Genomic DNA, 24,142 nt, shown 5'->3' on the forward strand with positions numbered 1-24,142 from the left:
AATGTTTTTTAATGTTTATTATTGAAAGCGTTTCATTTTTTGGTACCTGCAAACTTTTATTAACAAAGTTGATTTAAAAAAGGGGGATTTTTACATGAAGAAAATGAGAATTATGAGGTTGCTTGTCATGCTGTCCATTTTAGTCATCATTCTTTCAGCATGCAGCGGCAATAACGCAAACGGGGATGAGAAAAGCTCTGAAAAAGGCGGTGACGTATACACTTTTAAAGTAAGCCATGTGACACAAGAATCTCACGTCTGGCATCAAACTGCTTTGAAATTCGGGGAAGAGCTGGAAAAGCTTTCAGACGGAAGAATGAAACTGGAAATTTACCCTGCTTCTCAGCTCGGACTGGAAAAAGATATGGCACAGCAGCTTGAAACTGGCTCATTAGATTTTGGTTTTCTGACAAACGCTTATATGAGTACGCGCCAAGATTCATTAAACGCTTGGTTTATGCCATTCACGTTTAAAAATTTAGAAGAAGCGGTGAAAATGAGAGAATCGGAAGCTGCAAAGCAGATGTTGGAGGATCTGAATTCACAAGGGCTTGTCGGACTTGATTTTATTTTTGCCGGAAACCGCCACATTTTGATGAAAAACGGGCATGTCTCTTCTCCGCAAGACTTGAAAGGGAAAAAAATTCGCATTATTGGCAGCCCGGCTATTCAGGAATTTTTGGAAAAAGTCGGCGCTGGTCCAACCGCAATGCCGCTTTCTGAAGTATATACTTCTTTGCAAACTGGTGTCATCGATGGAATTGACATTGATTTAGATGCGTTAGTAACGGAAAAATATTATGAAAATGCTGAAAATTTAACGTTGACAAACCATATAACGTTCCCATCTGTTATTGTGATGAGTCAAAAAACATATGACAAGCTAACGACTGAAGATCAAGAAATTGTGAAAAAAGCATTAAAAGCAGCAGCAGATTGGGGTGTTCAACAAGCAATTCAACGAGAGAATAAGAACTTGGAGGAATTAAAAAAGCATGGAGTTAAAGTAAAAGAACTTACCGATACCTCTGCTTTTGATTCGATCGCAAAAGAAGTGAAGGACAAATATGCTGAAAAATCACCGGTTATTAAAAAGTTTTTAGAGGAAGCGAAACAATAACGGAGGAGTTTTTATGAAGTTTATCCATAGTCTGAGTGAAATCTTACACAGTATTGAAAAAATTTTGGCGATCATTTTATGCATTTTAATGCTCGTTTCATTATCTTTAGGTGTTTTCTATCGCTATGTCTTAAGCTCTCCTTTAAACTGGTCAGACGAAACCGCCATTTTTTCGTTAGCATGGTTAACTTTTATTGGGGGAAGCATGAGTATTAAACGGCAGAATTCTGCTGCCGTTACTCTTTTTATGGATAAAATGACTGGAAAAACAAAAAAAGTTTTGTTTGGCATCAGTTTGCTTTCCGTCCTTCTTTTCGCCTTGTATATTTTCTATTTATCTGTCATGTGGTTGTCATCATCTAATATAATGATTCAACGCTCCAATTCGATGCAATTGCCGATGATTATTCCATATTTGAGCGTACCTGTTAGTTTTTTCTTTATTAGCATTCATTCGCTCGATTTGATTTTAAAAAATTTCCAAGGCAAAAAGGAGGCATTGTAATATGGCTATCGCACTGTTAATCTTTATTATTCTCCTCCTTTTACAAGTACCGATTGCTTTTGTACTTGGAATCACGACGATTCTCTATATATTGTTAACTGGAAATACGGGTTTGTTATCAACAGCGCCCCAACGGTTATATTCAGGCCTTGAAAGTTACGGTCTACTTGCGATTCCGCTGTTTATGATGGCAGGGGAGTTAATGAATTCCGGCGGCATAACAAAGCGTTTAATTCGCTTTGCTACGACTCTTGTTGGGCATTTTAAAGGTGGATTGGCATATGTGAATGTCGTTTCGAATATGCTACTTGCATCCATTATAGGGTCAGCTACAGCTCAAATTGCTATGATGAGCAAAATTATGGTGCCTTCAATGGAAAAGGAAGGATATTCAAGGGAATTTAGCGCCTCCACGACAGCAGCCGCAGGTCTTTTAGGTCCCATTATTCCGCCAAGCATGCTGTTTATTATCTATGGCGTTTCGTCAGGAGCATCGATCGGTTCAATGTTTTTGGCAGGAATTATGCCTGGAGTTTTATTGGGGATTGCCTTTATATTACTAATTGCATACACAGGCTACAAGCAGAAGTGGCAGACGCATGAACGCGCTAAAATATCCGTCATGTTCAAATCTTTCTTGAATGTGATTCCTGCACTGTTAGTACCGTTTATAATTATTGTCGGTATTTTAAGCGGTGTTTTTACTCCTACGGAATCAGCAGCGTTTGCATGTGTTGTAGCGTTAGTTATCGGTTTTTTTATTTATAAAGAACTGAAAATTAAAGATCTTCCAACTATTATGATTAATACAGCTATTTCAAGTGCTATCATTACCATGCTCATCGCAATGGCAAATTTATTTGGTTGGATGCTTTCATTTGAGAGAATTCCTCAAACAATTGCATCCTGGATGACTTCTTTAACTGAAAATCCGTTCCTGTTTCTTCTATTAGTTAATATTTTTCTATTAATTGTAGGAATGTTTATGGACGGAATCGCTGCATTGATTATACTTGTACCGATATTTACGCCAATCATTGCAAACTATGGAATTGATCCAATTCATTTCGGAGTAATTATTTGTATAAATTTAACAATTGGTCTCCTTACACCTCCAGTTGGAGCGGGGCTTTACCTTGCTTCTTCGTTGGGAAATGTCAAGCTGGAAGCCTTAACGAAAGCCATTTTGCCATTTTTGGTCGTGTCCATTATTGCACTGTTCATCATTACTTATTGGCCGCAGATGGTTCTTTGGCTTCCGAATATAATCAAATAATTGCCCATTAGCTCTAGTTTCAAAGATTTCTGGACATTTCGATAAACGTTTGATTTTGGGACAAACCCGTATTCAAGAAAGAGCGGGTTTGTTTTTGTTTATTGGAAAGACAAAAAGCTGGAAGTATTAGAGAGTTTTTCTTTAAAGATGCATTTTCCTTTGTGCAGAAAAATAGATGCAGCGAGGAATATCGGTTTTTCTTGAAACTGCTAAACAGTTTGCACAAATTGAAGGAAAAACCATTCCTATATTTGTCGTGTATGAGGTTCATTCACAAGATTAAAAGCGCTTTTTACCAATCATTTGCAAAGGGGTAGAGGAAAATCTAAATTTCGAGCCGTCTCATATTATGACAACTATCAAGCATCCATCACATTATGCAGGTCATATGCAGAAGCTGGCGTTGATGGAAAGTATCGGTCAGAGAAGAAATTTGGAAAAGATTATAATCAAAACAAATGAGGCTTGCATGAAAGTTTAATAGAACGAAACTTTCTGTAAGCCTTTTTTTAGCGTGATGACAAATATTAAGCAGATGAATTGAAATGAGGAAAGAATGCACGGGCACTGCTGAGTGAGGTATCCGCCCAGTTTTTAGAAAATAAATTCTGACTATTGACAATATTAATTTTATTTTTTAATATCGAATTAAGTAATTAAGTTCCCTATATCAGGAACAAATAAAAAATTTTATTTTTTTAGGATTGATGGAAACGCATACATGATCATTAGTTTTGGATCAATTTTATTTTTCGGGAGGGTTTCCTATGAGCAAAAAAGAAGTCATCACGGACACAGAATTAAAAGAATATTACGATGGGATGAAAAATAGTTATTTAGGTCCGCTATGGTATGATTTAGGACACATGGTGACAAAAGAGCCTGTTCATGATGTGGAGCCATATTTATGGAAGTGGAAAACGATCCGCGATTATGTTATGAAGGCGGGAGAAATTTTAGAACCTGGAAAAGATGCTGAGCGGCGCGTTGTTTATTTGCAAAATCCTAATCTATTAAAACATGGATTAGTCGGATATGGAACACATACGTTGTACGCCGGAATCCAGCTATTGCTGCCGGGAGAATTTGCTCCTTCGCACCACCATTCTCAAGGAGCGATCCGTTTTATTATTGAAGGTTCTGGAGCTTATACAGCTGTGAATGGGGAAAAAGTGTACATGGAACGGGGAGATATGATTCTTACTCCTGCATGGACATGGCATGAACATAAACATGAAGGAACTGAACCGATGATTTGGCTGGACGGTTTGGATGTAGGACTTGTGAAAAATTTGGCTGCTTCTTTCTTCGAGCCTTATGAAAATGGATTTTATCCTGAACAGCCGCCTGAAAATTATTCAACTGAAAAATTTGCAAAAGGTGCGTTTGTCCCGAAAGGCAAAAAAGAAAAGCCTGGGTATCCGTCTCCTATTATTGGCTACAAATGGGAGCGCGCTAAATATGTTTTAGAGCAAATGAGTAAATCGCCAAAGGAAAACGAAGATCCGTATGATGGCTATGCGATTGAATACATCAATCCGACAACAGGAGGATCGGCAGATGAAAGAATCGGTTCGATGATGCAAAGATTGCTGCCGAACCAGCATACGAAAGCGCATCGCCATGTGCACAGCGCCATTTACCATGTTCTTGAAGGAAAAGGATATACAGTCATTAACGGACAAAAATTTGAATGGGAAAGAGGAGACTTCTTCATTCTGCCGCCGTGGAGCTGGCATGAGCATGTCAATGAAGGATCGGAGGACGCCTATTTGTTCTCATTCAATGATAAGCCGGTTATGGACATTCTTGGATTAGAATATGAAGAGGCCCATCCGGAAGGACATCAAAAAATTGAAAAAGTATTTACTCCAGGCCCGTAAATAGATTAAAAATTGTGCAGAAGCGATTTAAGTGAGGAGTGTGCCTATGAAAATTGCCATTTTTAATGATAATCGATTAGGAATCGTAGCAGGCCAAAAAGTTTCAGATGTAACAACTACCGCTGACTGGGATCAAACAAAGCCGCATGAATCATTAGTAAGGCTGATGGAAAATTTTGATTCATTAAAAGATACACTGGAAAAGGCAGCTCAAGAAGGAAAACAGTACGATCTTGAAGAAGTAGTTTTTAGAGCGCCTGTCCCTTCACCAAGCAAAATATGGGCTGCTCCTGTTAACTATAAAAAGCACCAAGAGGAGATGAACAAACAATTTAACAACGCTCCGAGAACGATTGAAGAACTTGCGCTGTTCTTAAAAGCTCCGTCATCTGTTTCAGGTCCGTCCGATCCGATTTTGCTTCCATTTAAAGACAGAAGAACAGATCATGAAGCAGAACTCGGATATGTCATCGGCAAAAAAGCGAAAAATGTTAAATATGAAGATGCAAAAGATTATATTTTCGGCTATTTCGCCTTATTGGACATTTCCATCCGGGGAAATGAAGAGAGAACATGGAGAAAATCTTTTGATACATTCACACCGATCGGTCCATGGATCGTGACGGCTGATGAGATTGAAAATCCAAATGATCTTTCATTGAAGCTCTGGGTCAATGAAGAATTGCGCCAGGACGGAAGCACGAAGCATTTAATTTATGATTGCTACAAATGTTTGGAAGTCGCCTCGACTTATTCGACATTAAACCCTGGGGATATTATCGCAACCGGAACTCCTGAAGGTGTCGGACCGATCCGTGATGGAGATGTCGTCCGCATTCAAGTTGGAAGTGTGGGGGAATTTTCCGTAAACGTGAAATTTGCAGATGAGAATTAGAAGGTGGAAACATGAAAAATATTTATACGTATAGAGTAGTGTGGGGAGATACAGACGCTGCTGGCATCGTGTTTTACCCGAATTTTTACCGATGGATGGATCAAGCCTCGCATGAATTGCTGCGCTCCGCAGGCTTTCCTGTGGCGAAGCTGCAATCGGATGAAAAGATCATTACACCGCTTTTGGAAGCATTTTGCCGGTTTAAATCACCTCTTCTTTATGATGATGAGGTAGCTGTCCATTCTGAAGTAGTAGAAGTTAACAACAAAGTTTTCAAAATCAAGCATACGTTTAAAAAAGGGGATCAAGTTGTAGCAGAAGGCCATGAAGTGAGAGCATGGACATCTGTCGCAGAAGATCGGCCAAAAGCAGTGCCTGTTCCTGAACATGTCAAAAACATCCTTTTGTCTTAATTTTAAGCTGAAGGCAAAGGTTGTTTTTGACAAACTCAATCGGAAAACCGCCATTTATGTAAGAAGGCGGTTTTCCGTCTACTTTTGATGGGAGGGATTTGAATGGCAGCAAACCGGATGACTGAAAATGTGCTGATTCATGAATTGATTGAGGAATCGGCAAAAAAATTTAAAGACCGTGTTGCTTTTGCAGAAGGGGACAATTTCTATACTTTTGAAGATTTGAATCAATTGTCATTAAGATTGGCGAGGCATTTTATACAGCTAGGTTTGAAGAAAGGCGATGCCATCTCTGCACAGCTGCCCAATTGCTGGGAATTTGTTGTCGTACATCTTGCTGCATCGAGAATTGGGTTAGTGTTTAATCCGCTCAGTCCAAACTACCGGAAAAAAGAGCTGCAATATATGCTTTCACATTGTGAAGCGAAAGCGTTTGTAACAATTGACAATTGGAAGGGATTCAATCATGAACAACTTGCTCATGAATTGAAGGCTCAGCTTCCTCATTTACAGCATGTTTTGGTGGCAGGGGAAAAGAAGAATGACCGCAGCATAAGTATCACAGCTTTGCTTGAATCAGAACCTGATTCCGTTTCTGATCAAGACATACATGAAAACTTACCGGCTTTTGATGATCCGTGCATCATATTATTTACATCAGGTACAGAGTCCAATCCTAAAGGAGTTCTTCATACATTCCGGACATTTGTTCCGTGCCATCTGCTAAATGGCAAGGAGTATCAAATAACGGACAATGATACCATTTTATGTTTAACTCCATTATGCCACATGTTTTCACTGCCGATGATTATCATTAGCCTTCGATATGGAGCGAAGCATTTACTTTATCGAGAATATAAATCAAATGAAATTATCGACTTATTGAAAAAAGAACAAGTATCTTTTTTGACTGCTGCACCCGCACATTTAATTGACTTATTAAGACAGTGCGAACAGCAAAATGTAAGCGGTTTAAATCCTCGGCTTATTTTAACTGGGGGAACAAAAATACCGGCGAAAATGGTTCAAGATCTTAGGGCTACATTAAACTGCGATGTTGCTGCTCAGTGGGGCATGAGTGAAATTTGTGCAGGAACCTTTACTCGTCCGGGCGATGAAGCTTCGTTAACATGGGAAACAGTTGGCAGACCGGCACCGGTCGGGGAAGTCATCATTGTAGATGAGCGGCACAAACCGCTTCCGACGGGCGAAATAGGAGAAATCGCTTTTAAAGGAGAAAGCTTATTTATTGAATATTATAAAAATCCGCAAGTAACCGCCCAGTCGTTTACGGAAGACGGCTATTTTTTAACAGGGGATCAAGGCTGGCTTGATGAAAAAGGATACCTTCATTTCGTCGGACGGACGAAAGATACGATTAACCGCGGCGGATTAAAATATCATGCTTCAGAAATTGAAGAAGCATTGCAAATGCATCCGAAAATCAAACAAGTGGCAATCGTCAGTGTTCCGGATCCTCGTCTAGGCGAACGGGGCTGCGCTTTCGTCTCTTTGCGAGAAAATGAAACGATTGATCTGGAGGAAATTAAAGAATATTTGCAGGAAAAAGGATTTGCAAAGTATAAGTTTCCAGAATATTTAGTGATTAAAGATGAACTGCCGACCACTCCGTCCGGAAAAATTTCAAAAGGGCTTGTCAGAGCAGAAGCAGCATCCTTATCTGAAAATTAAGCATGTATCAAGGCAGACAACGAACAAAGGCTGTCTGCCTGTTTTAAACGACATGGTTCGGTCAAACGTGAGCAGAACTCACAAAAGATCAATAAAAAAGTCTGAGAAACCTTTTTTAAAAAGCTGCCCCAATGTTTGCACCAGCAGATCTTATTTTCTGAACAAAAACGCATAAGGGCTACTTTTAATAGGTGCTAGTTCATGTTTTGTGAGCTAGTTCTCTTTTTCATTTTAAAAGTTTAAACCCCATTCTTTTTTTGCCGCGGATTTTATTTCGTAATAGCATTTTGCTTTTTTTGAAGAATATGTTTATATTTTTCATCATCTGTCATTTACTTCAATTTGATTAAGTTGCGATATTTTCATCATCTATTACAATAAGACCATATGATAATTCTTTACTATAAAAAAGAGGAACCCAAACAATTAAATCCACTTTTTCTTTGCTATTACTTACTGATAAATTGGTATATGTCTGGAAAAGGGGAGCTTCATATACTGTAAGAACCATATCTGATTCGTTTTTCGCATAATCACCTAATGGGTTTTGTTCGAATCCTTTCGCATATGTTTTCACCAATTGGCCATTGGCATAAGTGTGAATGCCGAAATATAAAGCAAATATGCCAACAATTCCAATCATTATTTTTAAAAAAACTTTTTTATAATTCAATGATAACATCTCCCATCTTTTTTAATTCCTCATCGTGTGTAACCAATATAATGGTCTTTCCTAATCTATTAAGTTCTTTTACATGTTCCATCACTAGACTGGCGTTATATTTATCCAAGCTTCCTGTCGGTTCATCTGCCAATATAATACTGCATTTTTTCATAAACAGACGCGCAATGGCTACTCTTTGCTGTTCTCCACCGGACAAAGTATATATTTTTCTTTTTTCGTAACCATTCAATCCAACTTTTTCTAATACTGCTGAGACAGTGGTATTGTAATGCACCCCTTTGTCAAGACACAAATTGATAATATTTAAGTTATCCATTCTCTCCTTTCGCTATGAATGTGGTGCGTGTGCGATAAAGGCTTGACATGGAGCCTCTACGGGCACGATTTTTTGCGCTGGAGCGATGGACAGATAACATCGCATGGCTAAAACAGCCTATCATGCCCGTCTCTCCATATAAAGCCTCTCATCACGTTCGATGGTTAGGATGCTTGAACCATCTTAGGTTGCTTGTACACTGTTGCTGGCGTCAAATAGTCCAAGGATTGGTGAGGTCGGTCTGTATTATAGAACGTAACATAGCGTCGAATGCCTTTTCGCAACTCTTTAGGATTATCGAATTCATTGAGATAGATACATTCATACTTTAAAGCTCTAAAGAATCGTTCCGTACGACTATTGTCTGTTGCTCGTCCTTTGCCATCCATTGATACCTGGATGCCATACTCTTTCAACAGCCCGAGATAGTCAGCGTTTGTAAAATGGCTGCCCTGGTCACTATTGATGATGGCCGGCTTACCATGACGCAATGCCCGCTTCAGACAGTCGATGACAAATCCTTTCTCCAGCGTACTAGATAACTCGTAATCGATCACTTTGCGGCTGAACCAGTCGATGATGGTAAACAGGTACATAAAGCCCCGTCCCATACGAAGGTAGGTGATATCCACTCCCCATACATGGTTCGGACGGGTGATCTCCCATCCACGGAGCAGGTAAGGCCGGCAGTACTTGGCATGTAGCCTCTTACTAAGGTTGGGTTTTGGGTAAATAGCTTGTATACCCATAAGGCGCATGAGACGGCGTACGCGTTTACGATTCACATCAAATCCTTTCTCACGAAGTTTCGCAGTCATGCGCCTGTAGCCAAAGTAGGGATGAGCTGTATAAAGCATATCCATTTCGTGCATGAGCATGATGTTTTCTGAGCTTTCTGTTTGCCCCTTTGATTGGCGATACACGCTAGTACGATGAATACCTAATAACTGTGCCTGACGCTTGATGCTGATCGATGGGTGATTGAATTCGACCATAGCCTTTCGTTCGTCAACAGACTTATTTGAGCCCAGATTTTTTTTTCAGCCAGTCAACTTCAACCGTTAACTGACCTACCAATTTCTCTAAATTTTCTTGTTTGGCCTCATATTCTTTACGGATTTTATCCACTTCGCTTGAGCCTTTTTCAAAGACCATCGAGGATCGTTCTAGAAATTCTGCTTTCCAACGACTGACCATGACTGGGCTTAATTCATATTTGGCGGCTATTTCATTGACGGTTTGCTCTTCACGCAACACCTCAAGAACCACCTTAGCTTTAAATTCTGCGGTATATCGGTTTCTTTTTTTCATGGTATCATTATAACTTATTTATCACGCTCATGTGTCTCACCTTATGGGAGCATTATATATTGTTTCTATATTTCTTGTCGATCATAGAATGTTTTCTTCAACAGATAAAGTTTGGGCGAGGGAAGTGGATGACTTCTTTGGTTACAAAGAAAAAGACGGGCGGTATATTAAACGGTTTGCATTGAAACATTTTTCGGTAGAAGGAGAGGAAAACATATGACAGAAGAAAGTTAAAAAACCAAACCGAAAAATTCATTAATTATTAACTCAACTTTCGCACACAGAAATATTTAAGCATTGCTTGATATAATTAGGTATAGTGGCCAACCATTTATTCATTTGATTTTTAAAGATGTCCATGTTCAAAGAAACCTCGGCTTCCGCCAAAGTTTGGAAAAGGTCAATAAGTGATTGAAGGGCAGTAATAAAATCTATGTCTTTTACATCTTCGCAAAGGATGTAAAAAAGGTTGCCAATCGTCTTAGGATCCTCCTCTTTTCGCATTTGCCAAGCAATGAGAATATATCGTGTAAAAACAATGGTTGTATGGCTAATTAACATGTCGTAGGAACGTCCCTGGAATTCTTTCTCTAAATTTAAAAGGGATTTATTGCATTTGAAGAAGACTTCAATGTCCCAACGCATGCCGTAAATACGAATGATCTCTTCATTTTCTAATGTTGTATCTGTGCTGAGAATGGCAAGCCATTCGCTCCGTTTATTACGGTTTCGTACAAATAGAATTTTTACTGGAATTCCATTGTCTAAAGTAGCATAAACGGATCCGCGAATGTCTTTTTTACCCATGTGAGGTTTTGCCAATTTGTAAAGTTGATTCAGTGTGAAACGTTCACCATTGTAAACGTATCGCTGCTTTAATTGCTTCACCAAGCCAATGACAAATAACCCTTTGTTCGTAATCTTCTCAATTAAAGGCGCTTGTGTAAACCAGGAATCCATGAGAACATAGTCAGCTATAATCCCTTTTTCAAGCGCATGATCAAGTAAAGCTGAAGCCACGTCCGGTTTTGATTTCAGAGCTTCCTGGCGACGCTTATAGCCAGATGTTCGTTTATCAATATTGGTATTGATTTCTTGCAGGCGATTTTCCTTTTTCGGTGAACTTAGAAGAGCAAAATCAACGGGAATAAAAGTAAAACTATCGGTCCAGCCAAGGGTAAGCATTTGAAACCCTTTCAAGTACTGATGGGTAGAGTGATCAAAAACCTTAGCCAACAGTTCAACCGACTTACTACGGTTTCTTGAAAAGACAGAATCATCAATCACAAAAGCTGTGACACGATCTTTTGAAGTTAATGGTTGAAGCAGACGGATCATTTCACTGCTTAATGAAAGCAGAAACTTTCTCCAATGATAGGTTGGTGTATTTAAAAAGCGATAGACTGTATCCTTTCCGGGCAGATCCTGAGATCGTTTACTCATAAAAGCACGAAACCAGTTCTTATATTGGAAGACTAAAAGAAAACCTGAATCCGTGACAAAACATCTTTACAATGGTCGCAAACCGTTGATACGATAAGGGAAAACGACGTTGACGATTCTTCATCAAGTAGGTGATGTGATGAAAGATTTCCCGATTCGGTTTGTATTGACAGATGAAGCGATTACCCCAAGTGCTGGGCTTGCTCTCGTTGGCTACTTACTCCATCGAACGAAACTGGATAAACGGGTAAACGCACTTCGGCTTCCAACGGTTCGTCGAGAAGTGCACATTTCCCATAGCGATGTCATTCGCTCGATGATTGGCTTGCTTGCCACAGGAAAAACGGATTTCGATCATATCGAAGCGTATCGTCAGGACGATATCTTTTCGGCATCGATGGGGATTCAGCACGTGCCTTCCTCTCCAACCTTGCGACAACGACTCGATCAGCTCGCTTGTCTTCCGATGACCGAAACGATTCTTTGGGAGGAGTCCATACGTCTGTTGATTCAACGACATGCCACTTTGTCCCCTTGTTGGACCAAAGGAAAGACGACATGGCTTCCCCTTGATATAGATGGTTCCCCATTTGACAACTCCGATACGAAAAAAGAAGGAGTCAGTCGAACGTATAAAGGATTTGACGGTTTTACACCGTTGTTTGCGTATGCAGGGAAGGAAGGGTATCTCGTTCATGCCGAGTTGCGTCCAGGGAAACAACATGTGCAAGACAACATGCCCTCGTTTTTAGTCACCGCTATCCGTCGAGCTCGTCAACTGACTTCATCTCGTCTGCTTGTTCGCATGGATGCAGGAAACGATGCAGAAGCGAATGTGCACGTATGCCTAAAGGAAGACGTGGACTTTGTCATCAAGCGAAACTTACGCCGAGAATCGACAGCGCTTTGGTTCCAGATCGCTTCGCAAAAGGGCAAACGTGTCGATGATGGACAAAGCGAAGGAGTACAAACCTATGAGCTATGCCTTCCACAGAAGGCAGCGATCGATGGAAACACGTATACGTACGTTCAAGTCACCCAAGTGACGGAACGGACGATGGAACGCAATGGACAGCTGATGCTCGTTCCTGATTATGAAGTGGAAAGCTATTGGGTGCGGCTCAAAGGATACGAGCATGTTCGAATGAGCGATGTGCTCGCGTTGTATCATGACCATGCGACATGCGAACAGTTTCATAGCGAACTGAAGAGCGACTTAGATTTAGAGCGGCTTCCATCTGGGAAGATGAAAACGAATGCGCTCGTGTTGGTCATGGGAGCCTTCGTTTACAATCTTCTTCGTCTGATTGGACAAGATCTATTAAGCGATCCGAGACATCCGTTGCACCACAAAGTGAAACGCCGCCGCATCAAGACGATTATTCAGACGGTGATCACGATGGCAGGGCGACTCGTCCGTCGATCACGACAGATCTGGATGAAACTGACGCGAAGGAGTGGCTATAGCGAGCCCCTACTGAACGTCTATCAGAAATGGAGAGAGGCAAGATAACGAACGAATGTTCGGGCACTGATGTCCAACGTCACTCCCTGTGCTTTTTTGTCTATTTTTTTGGTTCGTATACCTAAAAAAGAGATTTGTTCCATTTTCGGAAATAGAGATGACATAGGTCATAAGCATAAAAGGGGTTTTATGGATTATCAATCCATCAAAATTACAACAAAATCAAAGTCGATTTCAATTCATCACGGATTCAGGAGAAAAATCAGTTTGAAAACAGTAAGACAAGAATACCCGGAAAGTTTCGTAATATTCGCTTTTCTTAAATGATATCCAATATTTAATTCGGAAAATCCTTGTTTAATTTCTTTTGGTAATTGCGCAAAGTAGTCTTTATTCGTTATCATAGTGGTGACACCTTTCTTTTGGATTTGGTTTCGTCACCAATATTTTACCAAAAGAATAGGTGTCTTTCTTTATGTTTTAAAAAATGTCAAATGATAATTTTGTACTTCCCAAGACCATTTACATCAAGCATTTAAACAAGATTTTGGACTGCGAAAGCTGAGTTATTAATATTAATATTTTCTTGAAAAGAGAAAGAGAGACTTGTTTAATTCAAGTCTCTCTTTTATTTGCTAATAATCATCCGAATAAGGACCTTTCATCAAAGGGATATGTTTTATGAATTTTTTCAATTCGATTCCAAAGTAATTTTCTATATCTCGTTTTAGATTTTGCTCTAATTGAATAAATTCCCTTACGATATAGTCTAAATCAAAAACATTGTACAAATCTTGCTCTGCCCAAATAGATTTCACTCTTGCTTTATTTGAAAATGGAATTAAAGACAGAATAGCACCATCTTCATAATCGTCATATTCAATCGTATAATAATGGAATTCTGGAATATGTTCATCTGTGACTCTGTTTTTCCATTCGTATAATGCTTTATAGAATTCTAAAATAGCAAGTTCTGTTTCAAAGTATAACTCATTATTGATTTTTATTGTAAGTGTAGCTTCTACCGCTAATATGGTAGGAACATCACGTTTATCTTTATTTGAAATAATTCCATTATCAACTACAAAATTGTATTCAAAAGTTATTTTACTGGAAATGCTGTCCATATCTTACCATCATATCCTATCACTATTCTTATTTTTGTTTCACCTTTTTACAATGTCTTCCTTTACCACATCCGTGATATGACTAATCGTTGTTGGGGAGTAGGCATTTCCTAGAATTCGTTCAATAAACTTGCTAATTTCACGCGTACTCATGCCACTTTGATACATGTTAATGATCGCTTCCTCGAGCCAGCACTGATAAATTGGTATATGTCTGGAAAAGGGGAGCTTCATATACTGTAAGAACCATATCTGATTCGTTTTTCGCATAATCACCTAATGGGTTTTGTTCGAATCCTTTCGCATATGTTTTCACCAATTGGCCATTGGCATAAGTGTGGATGCCAAAATATAAAGCAAATATGCCAACAATTCCAATCATTATTTTTAAAAAAACTTTTTTATAATTCAATGATAACATCTCCCATCTTTTTTAATTCCTCATCATGTGTAACCAATATAATGGTCTTTCCTAATCTATTAAGTTCTTTTACATGTTCCATCACTAGATTGGCGTTATATTTATCCAAGCTTCCTGTCGGTTCATCTGCCAATATAATACTGCATTTTTTCATAAACAGACGCGCAATGGCTACTCTTTGCTGTTCTCCACCGGACAAAGTATATATTTTTCTTTTTTCGTAACCATTCAATCCAACTTTCTCTAATACTGCTGAAACAGTGGTATTGTTTCTATATTTCTTGTCGATCATCAGAATGTTTTCTTCAACAGTCTTATTTTCTACTAATGCAAAGTTTTGAAAAAGAAATCCGAGCTTCTCTCTATATGCCTTAAGAATATCATCGTTTTTCGAAAGATCTAAGCCGTCGATAAATACTTTCCCTGCATCTACCTTTTCAATCCCTCCTTTCTATGATCATTCTGTTTCCCTATGCCGAATTTTGGTAGAATGAAAGGGAGTCATAACTATATTTGAGGACCAGAATTCGTTATGAGATGTTGATTCAAAAATCTATTGCTGATTAACTATGTCCTGGTGCTATCTCCGAAAGATTTTCATGTATAACGAGGACGGAGAAACGCAGCAGGAGCTTTTATCATCCTTAAAGCTTCATATCGACCAGATTGTTCAGGAGATTAAGCCTGCTCATCATGTTGTAAAACCAAACTGTGGACAAATAAAAGAACCAAGTTCCTCAATTCATGCCAGTACTAGCTCTATTTAGAGACTATCTATATTTCGGAGAATTTAATGCAGATGGTATTAAAAAACAGTGAAGCATTTCCATTTGTATATCTTCAACTGATTGATGTAGTTGGGAACAAGTTGTTTTCTCGATACCTCAAATTGGCAATTTTTAAAGGACATATGATTCAACAGTTTATGTATGAATTTGAATGTATTTATACAACAACTCAAAGAATTATTTTAGATAGCAAAACTCTGCTTGATGACTTCGAATGGGTATAGCAGCCTTTGATTGAGCTCGTCTATTTCTTTCATTGTTAAGATCAATAATCAGAAGGCTTTCCGGGCATAAAGAACATTTGATATGCTGCATTTTTCAGTCAGCACGCTGTACCTGTTTCATCCAAAGCATCTGCACCGGAACAACAGCTTGCTCATTCCAATCATTGGATTGCATGATATTGTTGCTGCAATGATTCAACTGCTAGTTCAGTTTCAAGGCTGCAAAAGCGGTTGTGATGATTAATATAGAGCGCGCTGATTATTCAAACGGATATATAGTCCATCGGTAACCTTCATGAAATGACCTATGACGGTTCTTTTGGACCAATGGACTAGGAAACTTACGCAGATTGTCGAACTTTTACATCTATTTACACTTTATTTTTGTTTGACAAGGTAATCGGTTACCACTTTTGATTACATTATATATTCCTATAAGACGAAAATCAACAAAATTTTCCTTTAGGACTAAAAATGTTTCTTTTAGGAAGATTATAGAGAGGTTGACAGAAAATGAGCGATTTCAAAAAGGAATTGGGCAGTCGGGTAAGACGAATTCGTAAAGAAAAAGGTTTGACACTTGAGGAAATGGCAAAAGCTACTGGTATTACGAATAGCGCACTAAGCAAAATTGAAAGAGGAGCAGTTTCAGTTTCTGCTGAGAATCTATCATTAATAAGCAGAGTTTTAGGAGTGAGTAATGATTACTTGCTATACGGCGAGGCTTATTTGACTAGTGTTCCGATTTCTGAAACTAATGATAAATTTACGTCAGATTCTTGTTTACAAGAAATGACTGACCGTGCTTCAGTTGAAGACGATAAAATTAAAAAATCTCCATTGTTTAAAAGATTTCAGGATTTGACCATAAAATGTTTGATAGGCGAAAACAGTTCGGTCAGCTTAGATCCTGAAGCACTAATGAATCTATTTAAAGCTTCAGCTGCTCTTTTTGCCGATCCATCTATAAAAGTTAGTGAAAACGAAATGATCGATCAACAAAATGACAAAAACGAACTTTCACCAGAAGAGCAGGAACTAATCGAAATCCTCCGTCAATTGGATGACGGCGACAAATTTGAAATTATGACTATTGCCAGAATGAAAAGAGACATAACTAAAAGGTATGGCAAACGAAAAAAGGGGATGTCATCTACATCGATTTCCGAAGGGGCTGCCGCATCTGAAAAACGTTATGATAAGTTTGCTTAATTTTATATTCCAAAATGGTAAGTATGTTACCATTTTTAAAAATTGAGCAGGTCTCGTATTTTCCCTTAACAGGTAGACAGTTAAATGTAATGATTTTATGCTCCTAACCGTCTACATGGGAGGGGATTTTTTTAAAGCAAAGAAAGGATAAACGTTTCAATTTTTATCAAAGCATTTATTTTATAATGAAGGTTTGGATTTATTTAGGCATTTTGTAACTGAAAGACAATATTATACAAAACCGACAATTTAAATATGTAAGTGAATTTCGAAACGGATTGACCTTATCCTAAGCGGAATTTGTTGTCAATACGAACTTTTCACGAAAGTGTAATCGAGTACACTAAAACCATTCAACTAAAGAAGAACTATTAAGGGCATCCTGGCTGGTGTACTATTCGTTTTGGCTGGTATTTTCATTACGACACGAGAGAGACATGAGACATGGGGCTGTCCAGAAAATCAAATCCCATTAAAAACAAAAATCATAAACATCGATATATCAACGTTTCTAAAACATTAAAGGGGCGTCAATAAGCCGTAAAAACGACTTATTAGACACCCCCATTTTATGAGACCTTCAGAACTAGCTGCAATTTGCGCTTTTTCAACAAGTGCATCCAAATGACGGATTATTTTGTCGTATATTGCTTGGATAATAAATTCGCAAATTGTTACATGATCCGATATACATCCCCAGTTCGCCTCTAGAGAACCACAGAAAATGGAGAAGAGAAAAATTAACTCAACTTGCTCGTTTATTAAATTCCTCCCTCAACCTCTTCCGGTAAAAAATCTCATTATATGGGAAAAAATATAAAAAGTATGTTGGCCGATCTGACAAAACAACGTTGTATCATTTTTTATTTCGTTAATATAAAAGCAAACATTCCATTCTCATTATGTAAATTTTTTTACATAGGAGGGGTTTAGATGTCAGAGGTGATTCGGAAAACGATTTTATTATTGCAAACTATTCAGCCGAACGAAAATAAAGAAGAGTGGAGTACTACGGAAATCAGTAAAAAGCTCGGTATTCCCGTTCAAACGGTGCACCGATTGCTGACTTGTTTAGAAGAGTATGGATTTGTGTATAAAAACAAACAAACGAGAAAATTCCGTCTAGGCCTTACATTGCTTCAATTAGGTCTTTCCATACGAGACAATCTATCGGTTCGTAATGCTGCAGTACCAATTATGGAAAAGCTGGCCCAAAAAACAAAGGAAAGTGTGTACTTGACCGTACCGGAAGGATGTGAAGGCGTGTTTATTGATTGTGTTGATTCGCCGCATTGGCTTAGAATTGTCGAACCGATTGGAATGCGTCTTCCATTATGCGTAGGTGCTTCGAAAAAAGTGATTTTAGCATACTTGGAAGAGAAAACAAGAAGCCAAGTGATTAAAGATCTTGTAAAAAATGGAAGGATAAAAGACGTGGATCATCTTCACCGACATTTAATGTTAATTCGAAAGCATGGATATTGTATTTCTTTCGGGGAAACAACAGAAGGAACCGCCAGTGTGGCAGCTCCTATTTTCTCTTGGGAAAATAAAGTGATCGCCTCTTTAAGTGTTGCCGGACCGGAAACGCGTTTTACGAAAGATGAGTTAGCCGGTTTAATATCTACCACAATCAGAGCCGCAAATGAAATTTCCGAAGAACTAGGCTGGGTACCAAACAGATGACCAAAGGATGAAAAAGTCCATCCTATGGAAGAAAAGGTAACATAGTTTTCGTAATTTTCCCAATATTCGATAAAACGAGCTTTTTTTTGGGAAAAAATTATGGAATATTGTATATAACCACAACCTCTCACAAAAAGTTCCAAAAATTTTTCAACGACTGGAGGGAAAAAAGATGTGCGGGATCGGTGGTGTCATCTTTAAAAATCCAAATCACAAAAGGAAAACAGGCGAAGTTATATTGGCAATGCTGGACAGTTTGTTTCGAAGAGGTCCTGATTCAACAGGAGTTGCCATACTACATCCAAAGGAAGAGAACGTCTTATATGTTGATGTGAATTATGAAACAAGGGGCAACGGGGAGAAAATCATTTCCTTCTTAAAAGATAAAGCAGATGTGCTGTATTCATCTGATCATGGCAATTACGTCAGAACAAAAATTGTCCATTCAGGAGATATCCAACATATTGTACAAGGAATCAGTCAGTTGGACGAAGACATTTCAGTCGCAAACATCGGAGAATCGATTGAAGTGTTGAAATCTTTAGGGGGAGCTCATCTTTTAGATGCGCAATTTAAACTTTCCGTATATGACGGGCAAGTTGCTGTAGGCCATACAAGAATGGCGACAGAAAGCAAAGTCGATATTTCCCATTCGCAGCCGCTCTGCTGCAATTCTTTCAAAGATTTAACGATTATTCACAATGGCCATGTGACAAACTACATTAAATTGAGAGCATACTACGAAAAGAAAGGCTATCAATTTATAACCGGAAACGATTCGGAAGTGATTGCCGTTTATTTAGTAGATGAAATGAAGAAAGGAGCCAGCTTAAAAGAAGCAATGACAGCATCTGTTCATGATTTAGACGGCTCTTTTAGCTATATTGCTGTTACGCCGACAGCAGTCGGTTTAGCAAAAGAACCTTTTAGTATGAAGCCGATTGTGCTTGCGGAAACTGATGATTTCATCGCTTTTGCTTCTGAAAGCTTAGCAATTACAAATGGCTTTGGGGAAAGCTTGCCAGTAAGAGAACCAGGGGCAGAGGAGGTATTGGTATGGAATCTGTGAAAGAAAGTATAGTAATTGATTGCAAGAGTGAAACGGTGACTTCAATTAACCAAATGATTCGGGATTTTGCGAAAAATAATATAAAGGAGGTCATCATCGAAAACCCTCTCGCACGCCATAATCTTGGAGTATGCATAACAGATCCGATTCATCTCATTTATAACGGAGATGTCGGCTACTATGCAGTGAGTTTATGTGATAAGGTGACAGCGACCATAAACGGGAATTGCGGCTGGGCAGTTGGTGAAAATTTAATGAGCGGAGAAATTGTCGTAAATGGAAATGCAGCGTCTTCCTGTGCAGCTTCGCTGAGAGGCGGTATCGTAGTTGTCAAAGGAGAGGCAGGCGCCAGGGCGGGAATCAGCATGAAGGGAGGGACTTTAATTATTGGCGGTAATACCGGATATATGACCGGTTTTATGATGCAAAAAGGAAAAATGATTATTTGTGGAGATGCTGGGAAAGCGCTGGGAGATTCCATGTATGATGGAGTGATCTATGTTGGCGGGAAAATTGCGGAGCTGGGGAATGGAACAAAGGTAGAGGAAGTGTCGGAAGAGGAAAAAGATGAGATAAAGAGTTTGCTTGATTTCTATCAAATAGAACCGCCGCCCTCTTTTCAAAAAATTGTTCCTAACGGCTTGCTTCATCATTTTAATAAAAAGGAGTTTCGCGTATGGAAAGAAATCTTATAAGAAAAAGCAAGGTGTGGAGTCCGGAAAAAATTGAAGAAATTCAAGAAAAAGCTCAGATTGGACGATATCGCATCCGCGGCCAAGCTACAAAAAGAATGGACTTACCTTCCTTTGACGATCTCGTCTTTACTCCGGCAGGACTGTCAAGGGTACCGCTGGAAGGGTATCGGGAGCGATGCGATACAAAAGTTGTTATAGGAGAAGGAAAGGTGAAACGTCCCCTCGTACTCGAAACACCGATCATGATTGCAGGGATGAGTTTTGGGGCGATTAATGCTCATTCTAAAAAAGCGCTTGGCATTGCAGCGACTAGATGCGGCATCAGTACATGTACGGGCGATGGGGGCATGCATCCGATAGAACGTGAATATTCGGAGAAATTGGTCTACCAATTGCTTCCGAGCCGCTACGGTTTAAATCCTTATGATTTGAAAAAAGCCGATGCGGTAGAAATTGTCGTGAGCCAAGGTGCCAAACCAGGTACGGGCGGAACGCTTCTTGGACATAAAGTTTCTGAAGAAGTGGCAAAAATGCGGGATCTTCCTGCAGGAGTCGATCAACGAAGCCCGTGCCGGCACCCCGATTGGATGGGGCCAGATGATTTAGGGGTAAAAGTAGAGCAAATTCGGGAAGCGACTGATTATGAAGTGCCGATCTTTATTAAAATTGGGGCCGGACGCGTTTATGATGATGTAAAGCTGGCGGCAAAGGTTGGGGTGGAAGCAGTCGTCATTGATGGAATGGAAGGAGGAACCGCTGCCTCACCGGAAATCCAATTGGATCATACAGGGATTCCGACCATTTCCGCTGTAGTTGAAGCAGCTCAAGCACTTTACGATATCGGTATGAAGCACGAAGTAAAGCTAATTATCGGCGGCGGAATCAGCAATGGCGCTGATGCAGCGAAAGCCATCGCACTAGGTGCGGATGTCGTTTATATGGGTTCAGCAATGTTAATTGCCCTTAATTGCCAGCGGCCAATTTATATAGAAGACTACCATGCCTTAGGGACAGAACCTGGTGCATGCCATCATTGCCATACGGGTAAATGCCCGGTCGGTATTGCGACACAAGATCCTGAGTTAATGGCGAGATTAGATCCTACAGCTGCCGCTGAAAGAGTGGAGAATTATATCAATTCGATCACGATGGAAATGCAAATTTTTGCAAGATCGTGCGGAAAAAGCAGAGTCAGTGATTTAGATCCTACCGATTTGCGCTCGTTAACATTAGTCACCTCCTATATTACAGGAGTTCCTCTAGTAGGATTAGGGGGCAAAAAACCGTATTTTGCAAGCCTTGACCATGGGAGTTCATTTAAAGATCTTTTAAAAGTGTAAAAAATAAGGGATGGTGATGATCATTGATCGGTATAGTGGAAAGCAATAACAAGGTGTTGGAGGAGACGTTAAAATATATCGAAGGTAAAAAGATCAAATTGGCGTTAGCCTCCTTTTCGGATTTGAACGGTTCTTTACGTGCGAAATTAATTCCTTCCTCCCGTTTACAGTCAGTCTGCCAATCAGGGGCTGGATTCGCCGGTTTTGCTGTAGGCGATCTCGGCCACGGACCGCATGATCCCGATATATTGTGCATCCCTGATTTGCGTTCTATGACTATATTACCGTGGAATAAAGAGATTGCTTGGTTTGCCGGAACTTTAACGGAAGATGGAACTCCTTGGCCGTTTTGTACGAGAACGATTTTGTTAAATGTGCTGACGCAAGCAAAAAGCATGGGATATACGATGAAAACGGGAGTGGAACCGGAATTTTTCCTTGTGAAACAGGGAGAAGACGGGAAAATTGCCCCGTTTGATGAACAGGATAAAGAATTGAAACCATGTTACCAACAGCAGGCGCTTATGAGAAATATCGAATTTTTAGGCACTTTGATTGAGTATATGAATGAATTGAAATGGAATGTCACACAAGCAGATCATGAAGATGCCAATGGACAATTTGAAATCAATTTTGATTTTTCAGATGCGGTGACGTCTGCTGATCGGCATACATTTTTTAAATATATGATTAGAACCATGGCAGAGGAACGAGGACTAATCGCCCAATCTGACCGGGAATGGCTGCCATATGCACTTAAGCTTATGGGATGAGCGGGAAGAACGAAATGTATTTGAAGATGCTCATGATCCAAAAGGCTTTGGATTGTCTGCAGTCGCGTATCATTTTATTGCAGGTATTCTCAATCATGCAAAAGCCTTGACTGCTATTGTCTGTCCAACTGTCAACTCTTACAAGCGGCTAGGAGCGTTAAATTCCTCATCTGGATCTACATGGGCTCCTAATTTTATTTCTTATGGAGGGAATAACCGCACACAGCTTATTCGCATTCCTGATGCTGGAAGGATTGAGTTTCGGGCCATGGACGGTTCCTGTAATCCGTACCTGGCGACTGCTGCGATTTTAGCAGCGGGATTGGACGGCATCGAAAAGCGGATGGATCCAGGAGATCCATTTAACGGAAATTTATACATGTTCCATTCGATAGAAAATGAATTTGACAAATTGCCTTCTACATTGAATGAAGCGATTGAAGCATTAGAAAGCGATGAAGTGTTAGTCAAGGCACTAGGGGAAACATTTATGGAGACCTTTATTAAACGAAAAAAGGCTGAATGGAAAGAATATCATGACTATGTCAGCGAATGGGAAGTTGAAAAATATTTAAAAGGCTACTAAAAACAAATCGTATTGATTTATATGGAGGAATTCGTATGAATTATGACGGGATGTACGATGTGATTGTTATTGGAGCAGGTTCTGCAGGAAGTGCTGCAGCCTATTATTTAGCCCAAAATGGTCAAAGCGTGTTGATGATTGATCAATTTTCTGTTCCAAATTCCTTTGCAAGCCACGCCGGGGAAACAAGAATGCTGCGATTTGGTTATGGCCAAGGGGAAAAATATGTTGATTTAGTTAAAGAAGCATACCGGTTATGGATGGAACTGCAAGAGCAAACAGGAAAAACGTTATTTTATCAAACAGGCACTTTAGTTGTCGGCGAACGCGATTCATCTTTTGTCAATGAAACGATTCAAAGCTCTATTCATCACAACCTCCCAATTGAAATGTTCACAGCAAGCATGGTGATGAACAAATGGCAAGGCATTCAAATTCCCGAAGATTTTACTGCCTGTTTCGACCCCCAAGCAGGATTTTTGTTATGTGAAGTATGTATTCAAACTTATAAAGAAGAAGCTTTAAAACTGGGAGCCAAACTGTTGGAAAACAATCCTGTCTTAAAGCTGTCCATTCAATCGGATATGGCGGAGGTCATTACGGAGAAGGGACGTTTTCAAGCAGCCAATTTAGTGATCACAGCTGGTGCATGGATTCCGAAATTATTGCCGGAACTCGATTTTCCGATCCAAGTGATCCGAAAACCTGTTGCATGGTTTGCACCGTTGGAGGATGGACTATATGATTTTGGTCAATTTCCTGCTTTTGTCTTTGACACAAAAGAAGGTCATTATTATGGTTTTCCGAATTTTCGGAAAACAGGTGTAAAAATAGGACGTCATGACATGGGGATTGAAAGTGATCCAGATTCCGTGAACAGACTATTTGGTTCTTACTGTGAAGATGAACGTGATGTACGAAGCTTTCTTGAAAAATATATGCCGCAGGCTGCCGGCGAGCTGACCAATGGTAAAATTTGTTTATATTCACTTACTCCTGATAGCGACTTTATTATCGATTTTCATCCAAACTTCAGCAATGTGTTGTTAGCCGGCGGATTTTCCGGACATGGGTTTAAGTTTGCCAGCATCGTTGGGAGCATTTTAGCAGATTTAGTCACGCTTGGAAAAACAAAACATGATATTTCCTTTTTTCGATTAAATCGTTTTGAACAAATCGCTACCGAAAGCTAGAGTAATGAAAAAAGTAAGGAGGAG

26 protein-coding genes and 1 pseudogene are annotated in these 24,142 nt (G+C 39.5%); 18 read left to right on the forward strand and 9 right to left on the reverse strand.

Going from position 1 to position 24,142, the window contains the following annotated elements:
- Positions 1-94 precede the first annotated feature (94 nt).
- The 7 genes from NSU19_RS06715 to NSU19_RS06745 all read left to right on the forward strand — a co-directional run bounded on the left by NSU19_RS06715 (position 95) and on the right by NSU19_RS06745 (position 7,784).
- Positions 95-1,120 (forward strand): TRAP transporter substrate-binding protein, encoded by a 1,026-nt coding sequence (locus NSU19_RS06715; RefSeq protein ID WP_339199400.1) that lies wholly within the window; start codon positions 95-97, stop codon positions 1,118-1,120.
- 13 nt (positions 1,121-1,133) lie between these two features.
- Entirely contained in the window at positions 1,134-1,625 is a 492-nt protein-coding gene (locus NSU19_RS06720) for a TRAP transporter small permease (RefSeq protein WP_066251662.1), read from the forward strand.
- Between the two features lies 1 nt (position 1,626).
- Positions 1,627-2,901 (forward strand): TRAP transporter large permease, encoded by a 1,275-nt coding sequence (locus NSU19_RS06725; protein ID WP_066251657.1) that lies wholly within the window; start codon positions 1,627-1,629, stop codon positions 2,899-2,901.
- A gap of 767 nt (positions 2,902-3,668) precedes the next feature.
- Positions 3,669-4,784, forward strand: a complete 1,116-nt coding sequence (locus NSU19_RS06730; RefSeq protein WP_066251654.1) for a cupin domain-containing protein — start codon at positions 3,669-3,671, stop codon at positions 4,782-4,784.
- Positions 4,785-4,830: 46 nt separating this feature from the next.
- Positions 4,831-5,679 (forward strand): fumarylacetoacetate hydrolase family protein, encoded by an 849-nt coding sequence (locus tag NSU19_RS06735; RefSeq protein ID WP_063386379.1) that lies wholly within the window; start codon positions 4,831-4,833, stop codon positions 5,677-5,679.
- A gap of 11 nt (positions 5,680-5,690) precedes the next feature.
- Entirely contained in the window at positions 5,691-6,092 is a 402-nt protein-coding gene (locus NSU19_RS06740) for a thioesterase family protein (protein WP_339199403.1), read from the forward strand.
- 102 nt (positions 6,093-6,194) lie between these two features.
- The gene (locus tag NSU19_RS06745) at positions 6,195-7,784 is read left to right on the forward strand and encodes a class I adenylate-forming enzyme family protein (RefSeq protein WP_339199407.1); all 1,590 of its coding nucleotides are present in this window, start codon (positions 6,195-6,197) and stop codon (positions 7,782-7,784) included.
- Between the two features lie 346 nt (positions 7,785-8,130).
- On the opposite strand, the gene NSU19_RS06750 is transcribed toward NSU19_RS06745, so the two are convergent.
- From NSU19_RS06750 to NSU19_RS06760, 3 genes are all read right to left on the reverse strand, one after another.
- Positions 8,131-8,457: a hypothetical protein gene (locus NSU19_RS06750; RefSeq protein WP_339199409.1), complete on the reverse strand. Its 327-nt coding sequence runs from the start codon at positions 8,455-8,457 to the stop codon at positions 8,131-8,133.
- A complete protein-coding gene (locus NSU19_RS06755; protein WP_339199412.1) occupies positions 8,447-8,785 on the reverse strand; it encodes an ATP-binding cassette domain-containing protein in 339 nt (112 codons plus the stop codon). Before NSU19_RS06755 ends, NSU19_RS06750 begins: the two co-directional genes overlap by 11 nt.
- 164 nt (positions 8,786-8,949) lie before the next feature.
- Positions 8,950-10,096 (reverse strand): IS3 family transposase gene (locus NSU19_RS06760; RefSeq protein WP_339199415.1). Its coding sequence is split into 2 segments (ribosomal slippage): positions 8,950-9,825 and positions 9,827-10,096, totalling 1,146 coding nucleotides; the frame shifts between segments, so codons are not numbered across the junction.
- Between the two features lie 43 nt (positions 10,097-10,139).
- Between NSU19_RS06760 and NSU19_RS06765 the strand changes: the two genes are divergently transcribed.
- Positions 10,140-10,316, forward strand: a complete 177-nt coding sequence (locus tag NSU19_RS06765; protein ID WP_186439253.1) for a hypothetical protein — start codon at positions 10,140-10,142, stop codon at positions 10,314-10,316.
- 47 nt (positions 10,317-10,363) lie between these two features.
- Here NSU19_RS06765 and NSU19_RS06770 read toward each other — a convergent pair whose 3' ends face one another.
- Positions 10,364-11,539 carry a transposase gene (locus NSU19_RS06770; RefSeq protein WP_339199417.1) on the reverse strand — a complete coding sequence of 392 codons (1,176 nt, stop codon included), beginning with the start codon at positions 11,537-11,539 and terminating at the stop codon, positions 10,364-10,366.
- A 139-nt stretch (positions 11,540-11,678) separates the two neighbouring features.
- On the opposite strand from NSU19_RS06770, the gene NSU19_RS06775 reads away from it, so the two are divergent.
- The gene (locus NSU19_RS06775; RefSeq protein WP_327847978.1) at positions 11,679-13,052 is read left to right on the forward strand and encodes an IS1380-like element ISGsp2 family transposase; all 1,374 of its coding nucleotides are present in this window, start codon (positions 11,679-11,681) and stop codon (positions 13,050-13,052) included.
- Positions 13,053-13,246: 194 nt separating this feature from the next.
- Here NSU19_RS06775 and NSU19_RS06780 read toward each other — a convergent pair whose 3' ends face one another.
- From NSU19_RS06780 to NSU19_RS06800, 5 genes and pseudogenes are all read right to left on the reverse strand, one after another.
- The gene (locus NSU19_RS06780; RefSeq protein ID WP_339199421.1) at positions 13,247-13,408 is read right to left on the reverse strand and encodes a hypothetical protein; all 162 of its coding nucleotides are present in this window, start codon (positions 13,406-13,408) and stop codon (positions 13,247-13,249) included.
- Between the two features lie 231 nt (positions 13,409-13,639).
- Positions 13,640-14,131, reverse strand: coding sequence for a hypothetical protein (locus NSU19_RS06785; RefSeq protein WP_066246766.1), 492 nt, complete (start codon positions 14,129-14,131; stop codon positions 13,640-13,642).
- 45 nt (positions 14,132-14,176) lie between these two features.
- Positions 14,177-14,329, reverse strand: a pseudogene (locus tag NSU19_RS06790) (transposase); the annotation flags it as partial.
- Complete coding sequence (locus tag NSU19_RS06795; protein ID WP_311067102.1) at positions 14,301-14,543, reverse strand: hypothetical protein; 243 nt, start codon at positions 14,541-14,543, stop codon at positions 14,301-14,303. The pseudogene NSU19_RS06790 and the gene NSU19_RS06795, both read right to left, overlap by 29 nt.
- Positions 14,533-14,994, reverse strand: a complete 462-nt coding sequence (locus tag NSU19_RS06800; RefSeq protein ID WP_339199977.1) for an ATP-binding cassette domain-containing protein — start codon at positions 14,992-14,994, stop codon at positions 14,533-14,535. Before NSU19_RS06800 ends, NSU19_RS06795 begins: the two co-directional genes overlap by 11 nt.
- 652 nt (positions 14,995-15,646) lie before the next feature.
- Between NSU19_RS06800 and NSU19_RS06805 the strand changes: the two genes are divergently transcribed.
- The 9 genes from NSU19_RS06805 to solA all read left to right on the forward strand — a co-directional run bounded on the left by NSU19_RS06805 (position 15,647) and on the right by solA (position 24,118).
- Positions 15,647-15,808 carry a hypothetical protein gene (locus NSU19_RS06805; RefSeq protein WP_161939838.1) on the forward strand — a complete coding sequence of 54 codons (162 nt, stop codon included), beginning with the start codon at positions 15,647-15,649 and terminating at the stop codon, positions 15,806-15,808.
- Between the two features lie 269 nt (positions 15,809-16,077).
- Positions 16,078-16,776 (forward strand): helix-turn-helix transcriptional regulator, encoded by a 699-nt coding sequence (locus tag NSU19_RS06810; protein WP_311067105.1) that lies wholly within the window; start codon positions 16,078-16,080, stop codon positions 16,774-16,776.
- 933 nt (positions 16,777-17,709) lie between these two features.
- Positions 17,710-18,462 (forward strand): IclR family transcriptional regulator, encoded by a 753-nt coding sequence (locus NSU19_RS06815; protein ID WP_063389445.1) that lies wholly within the window; start codon positions 17,710-17,712, stop codon positions 18,460-18,462.
- A 172-nt stretch (positions 18,463-18,634) separates the two neighbouring features.
- Positions 18,635-19,531, forward strand: a complete 897-nt coding sequence (locus NSU19_RS06820) for a hypothetical protein (RefSeq protein ID WP_339199425.1) — start codon at positions 18,635-18,637, stop codon at positions 19,529-19,531.
- Positions 19,519-20,226 carry a hypothetical protein gene (locus NSU19_RS06825; RefSeq protein ID WP_063389443.1) on the forward strand — a complete coding sequence of 236 codons (708 nt, stop codon included), beginning with the start codon at positions 19,519-19,521 and terminating at the stop codon, positions 20,224-20,226. Before NSU19_RS06820 ends, NSU19_RS06825 begins: the two co-directional genes overlap by 13 nt.
- On the forward strand, positions 20,208-21,566 hold the full coding sequence (locus NSU19_RS06830) for an FMN-binding glutamate synthase family protein (protein ID WP_063389442.1): 1,359 nt from the start codon (positions 20,208-20,210) through the stop codon (positions 21,564-21,566). Before NSU19_RS06825 ends, NSU19_RS06830 begins: the two co-directional genes overlap by 19 nt.
- 23 nt (positions 21,567-21,589) lie before the next feature.
- Entirely contained in the window at positions 21,590-22,339 is a 750-nt protein-coding gene (locus NSU19_RS06835) for a hypothetical protein (RefSeq protein WP_339199428.1), read from the forward strand.
- A complete protein-coding gene (locus tag NSU19_RS06840) occupies positions 22,317-22,925 on the forward strand; it encodes a hypothetical protein (protein ID WP_339199430.1) in 609 nt (202 codons plus the stop codon). The genes NSU19_RS06835 and NSU19_RS06840 overlap by 23 nt, the downstream gene beginning before the upstream one ends.
- 35 nt (positions 22,926-22,960) lie before the next feature.
- Positions 22,961-24,118: an N-methyl-L-tryptophan oxidase gene (gene solA, locus NSU19_RS06845; protein WP_339199433.1), complete on the forward strand. Its 1,158-nt coding sequence runs from the start codon at positions 22,961-22,963 to the stop codon at positions 24,116-24,118.
- The last annotated feature ends 24 nt before the right edge of the window (positions 24,119-24,142 follow it).

Origin of the sequence: Aeribacillus sp. FSL k6-2211 (genome assembly GCF_037966125.1) — a bacterium.
Taxonomy (GTDB): domain Bacteria; phylum Bacillota; class Bacilli; order Bacillales; family Aeribacillaceae; genus Aeribacillus; species Aeribacillus composti.

Coding starts and splice junctions, on each gene's coding strand:
- NSU19_RS06715 (WP_339199400.1), top strand. CDS start 95: ATGAAGAAAATGAGAATTATGAGGTTGCTTGTCATGCTGTCCATTTTA.
- NSU19_RS06720 (WP_066251662.1), top strand. CDS start 1,134: ATGAAGTTTATCCATAGTCTGAGTGAAATCTTACACAGTATTGAAAAA.
- NSU19_RS06725 (WP_066251657.1), top strand. CDS start 1,627: ATGGCTATCGCACTGTTAATCTTTATTATTCTCCTCCTTTTACAAGTA.
- NSU19_RS06730 (WP_066251654.1), top strand. CDS start 3,669: ATGAGCAAAAAAGAAGTCATCACGGACACAGAATTAAAAGAATATTAC.
- NSU19_RS06735 (WP_063386379.1), top strand. CDS start 4,831: ATGAAAATTGCCATTTTTAATGATAATCGATTAGGAATCGTAGCAGGC.
- NSU19_RS06740 (WP_339199403.1), top strand. CDS start 5,691: ATGAAAAATATTTATACGTATAGAGTAGTGTGGGGAGATACAGACGCT.
- NSU19_RS06745 (WP_339199407.1), top strand. CDS start 6,195: ATGGCAGCAAACCGGATGACTGAAAATGTGCTGATTCATGAATTGATT.
- NSU19_RS06755 (WP_339199412.1), bottom strand. CDS start 8,785: ATGGATAACTTAAATATTATCAATTTGTGTCTTGACAAAGGGGTGCAT.
- NSU19_RS06765 (WP_186439253.1), top strand. CDS start 10,140: ATGGGAGCATTATATATTGTTTCTATATTTCTTGTCGATCATAGAATG.
- NSU19_RS06770 (WP_339199417.1), bottom strand. CDS start 11,539: ATGAGTAAACGATCTCAGGATCTGCCCGGAAAGGATACAGTCTATCGC.
- NSU19_RS06775 (WP_327847978.1), top strand. CDS start 11,679: ATGAAAGATTTCCCGATTCGGTTTGTATTGACAGATGAAGCGATTACC.
- NSU19_RS06780 (WP_339199421.1), bottom strand. CDS start 13,408: ATGATAACGAATAAAGACTACTTTGCGCAATTACCAAAAGAAATTAAA.
- NSU19_RS06785 (WP_066246766.1), bottom strand. CDS start 14,131: ATGGACAGCATTTCCAGTAAAATAACTTTTGAATACAATTTTGTAGTT.
- NSU19_RS06805 (WP_161939838.1), top strand. CDS start 15,647: ATGCTGCATTTTTCAGTCAGCACGCTGTACCTGTTTCATCCAAAGCAT.
- NSU19_RS06810 (WP_311067105.1), top strand. CDS start 16,078: ATGAGCGATTTCAAAAAGGAATTGGGCAGTCGGGTAAGACGAATTCGT.
- NSU19_RS06815 (WP_063389445.1), top strand. CDS start 17,710: ATGTCAGAGGTGATTCGGAAAACGATTTTATTATTGCAAACTATTCAG.
- NSU19_RS06820 (WP_339199425.1), top strand. CDS start 18,635: ATGTGCGGGATCGGTGGTGTCATCTTTAAAAATCCAAATCACAAAAGG.
- NSU19_RS06825 (WP_063389443.1), top strand. CDS start 19,519: ATGGAATCTGTGAAAGAAAGTATAGTAATTGATTGCAAGAGTGAAACG.
- NSU19_RS06830 (WP_063389442.1), top strand. CDS start 20,208: ATGGAAAGAAATCTTATAAGAAAAAGCAAGGTGTGGAGTCCGGAAAAA.
- NSU19_RS06840 (WP_339199430.1), top strand. CDS start 22,317: ATGCACTTAAGCTTATGGGATGAGCGGGAAGAACGAAATGTATTTGAA.
- solA (WP_339199433.1), top strand. CDS start 22,961: ATGAATTATGACGGGATGTACGATGTGATTGTTATTGGAGCAGGTTCT.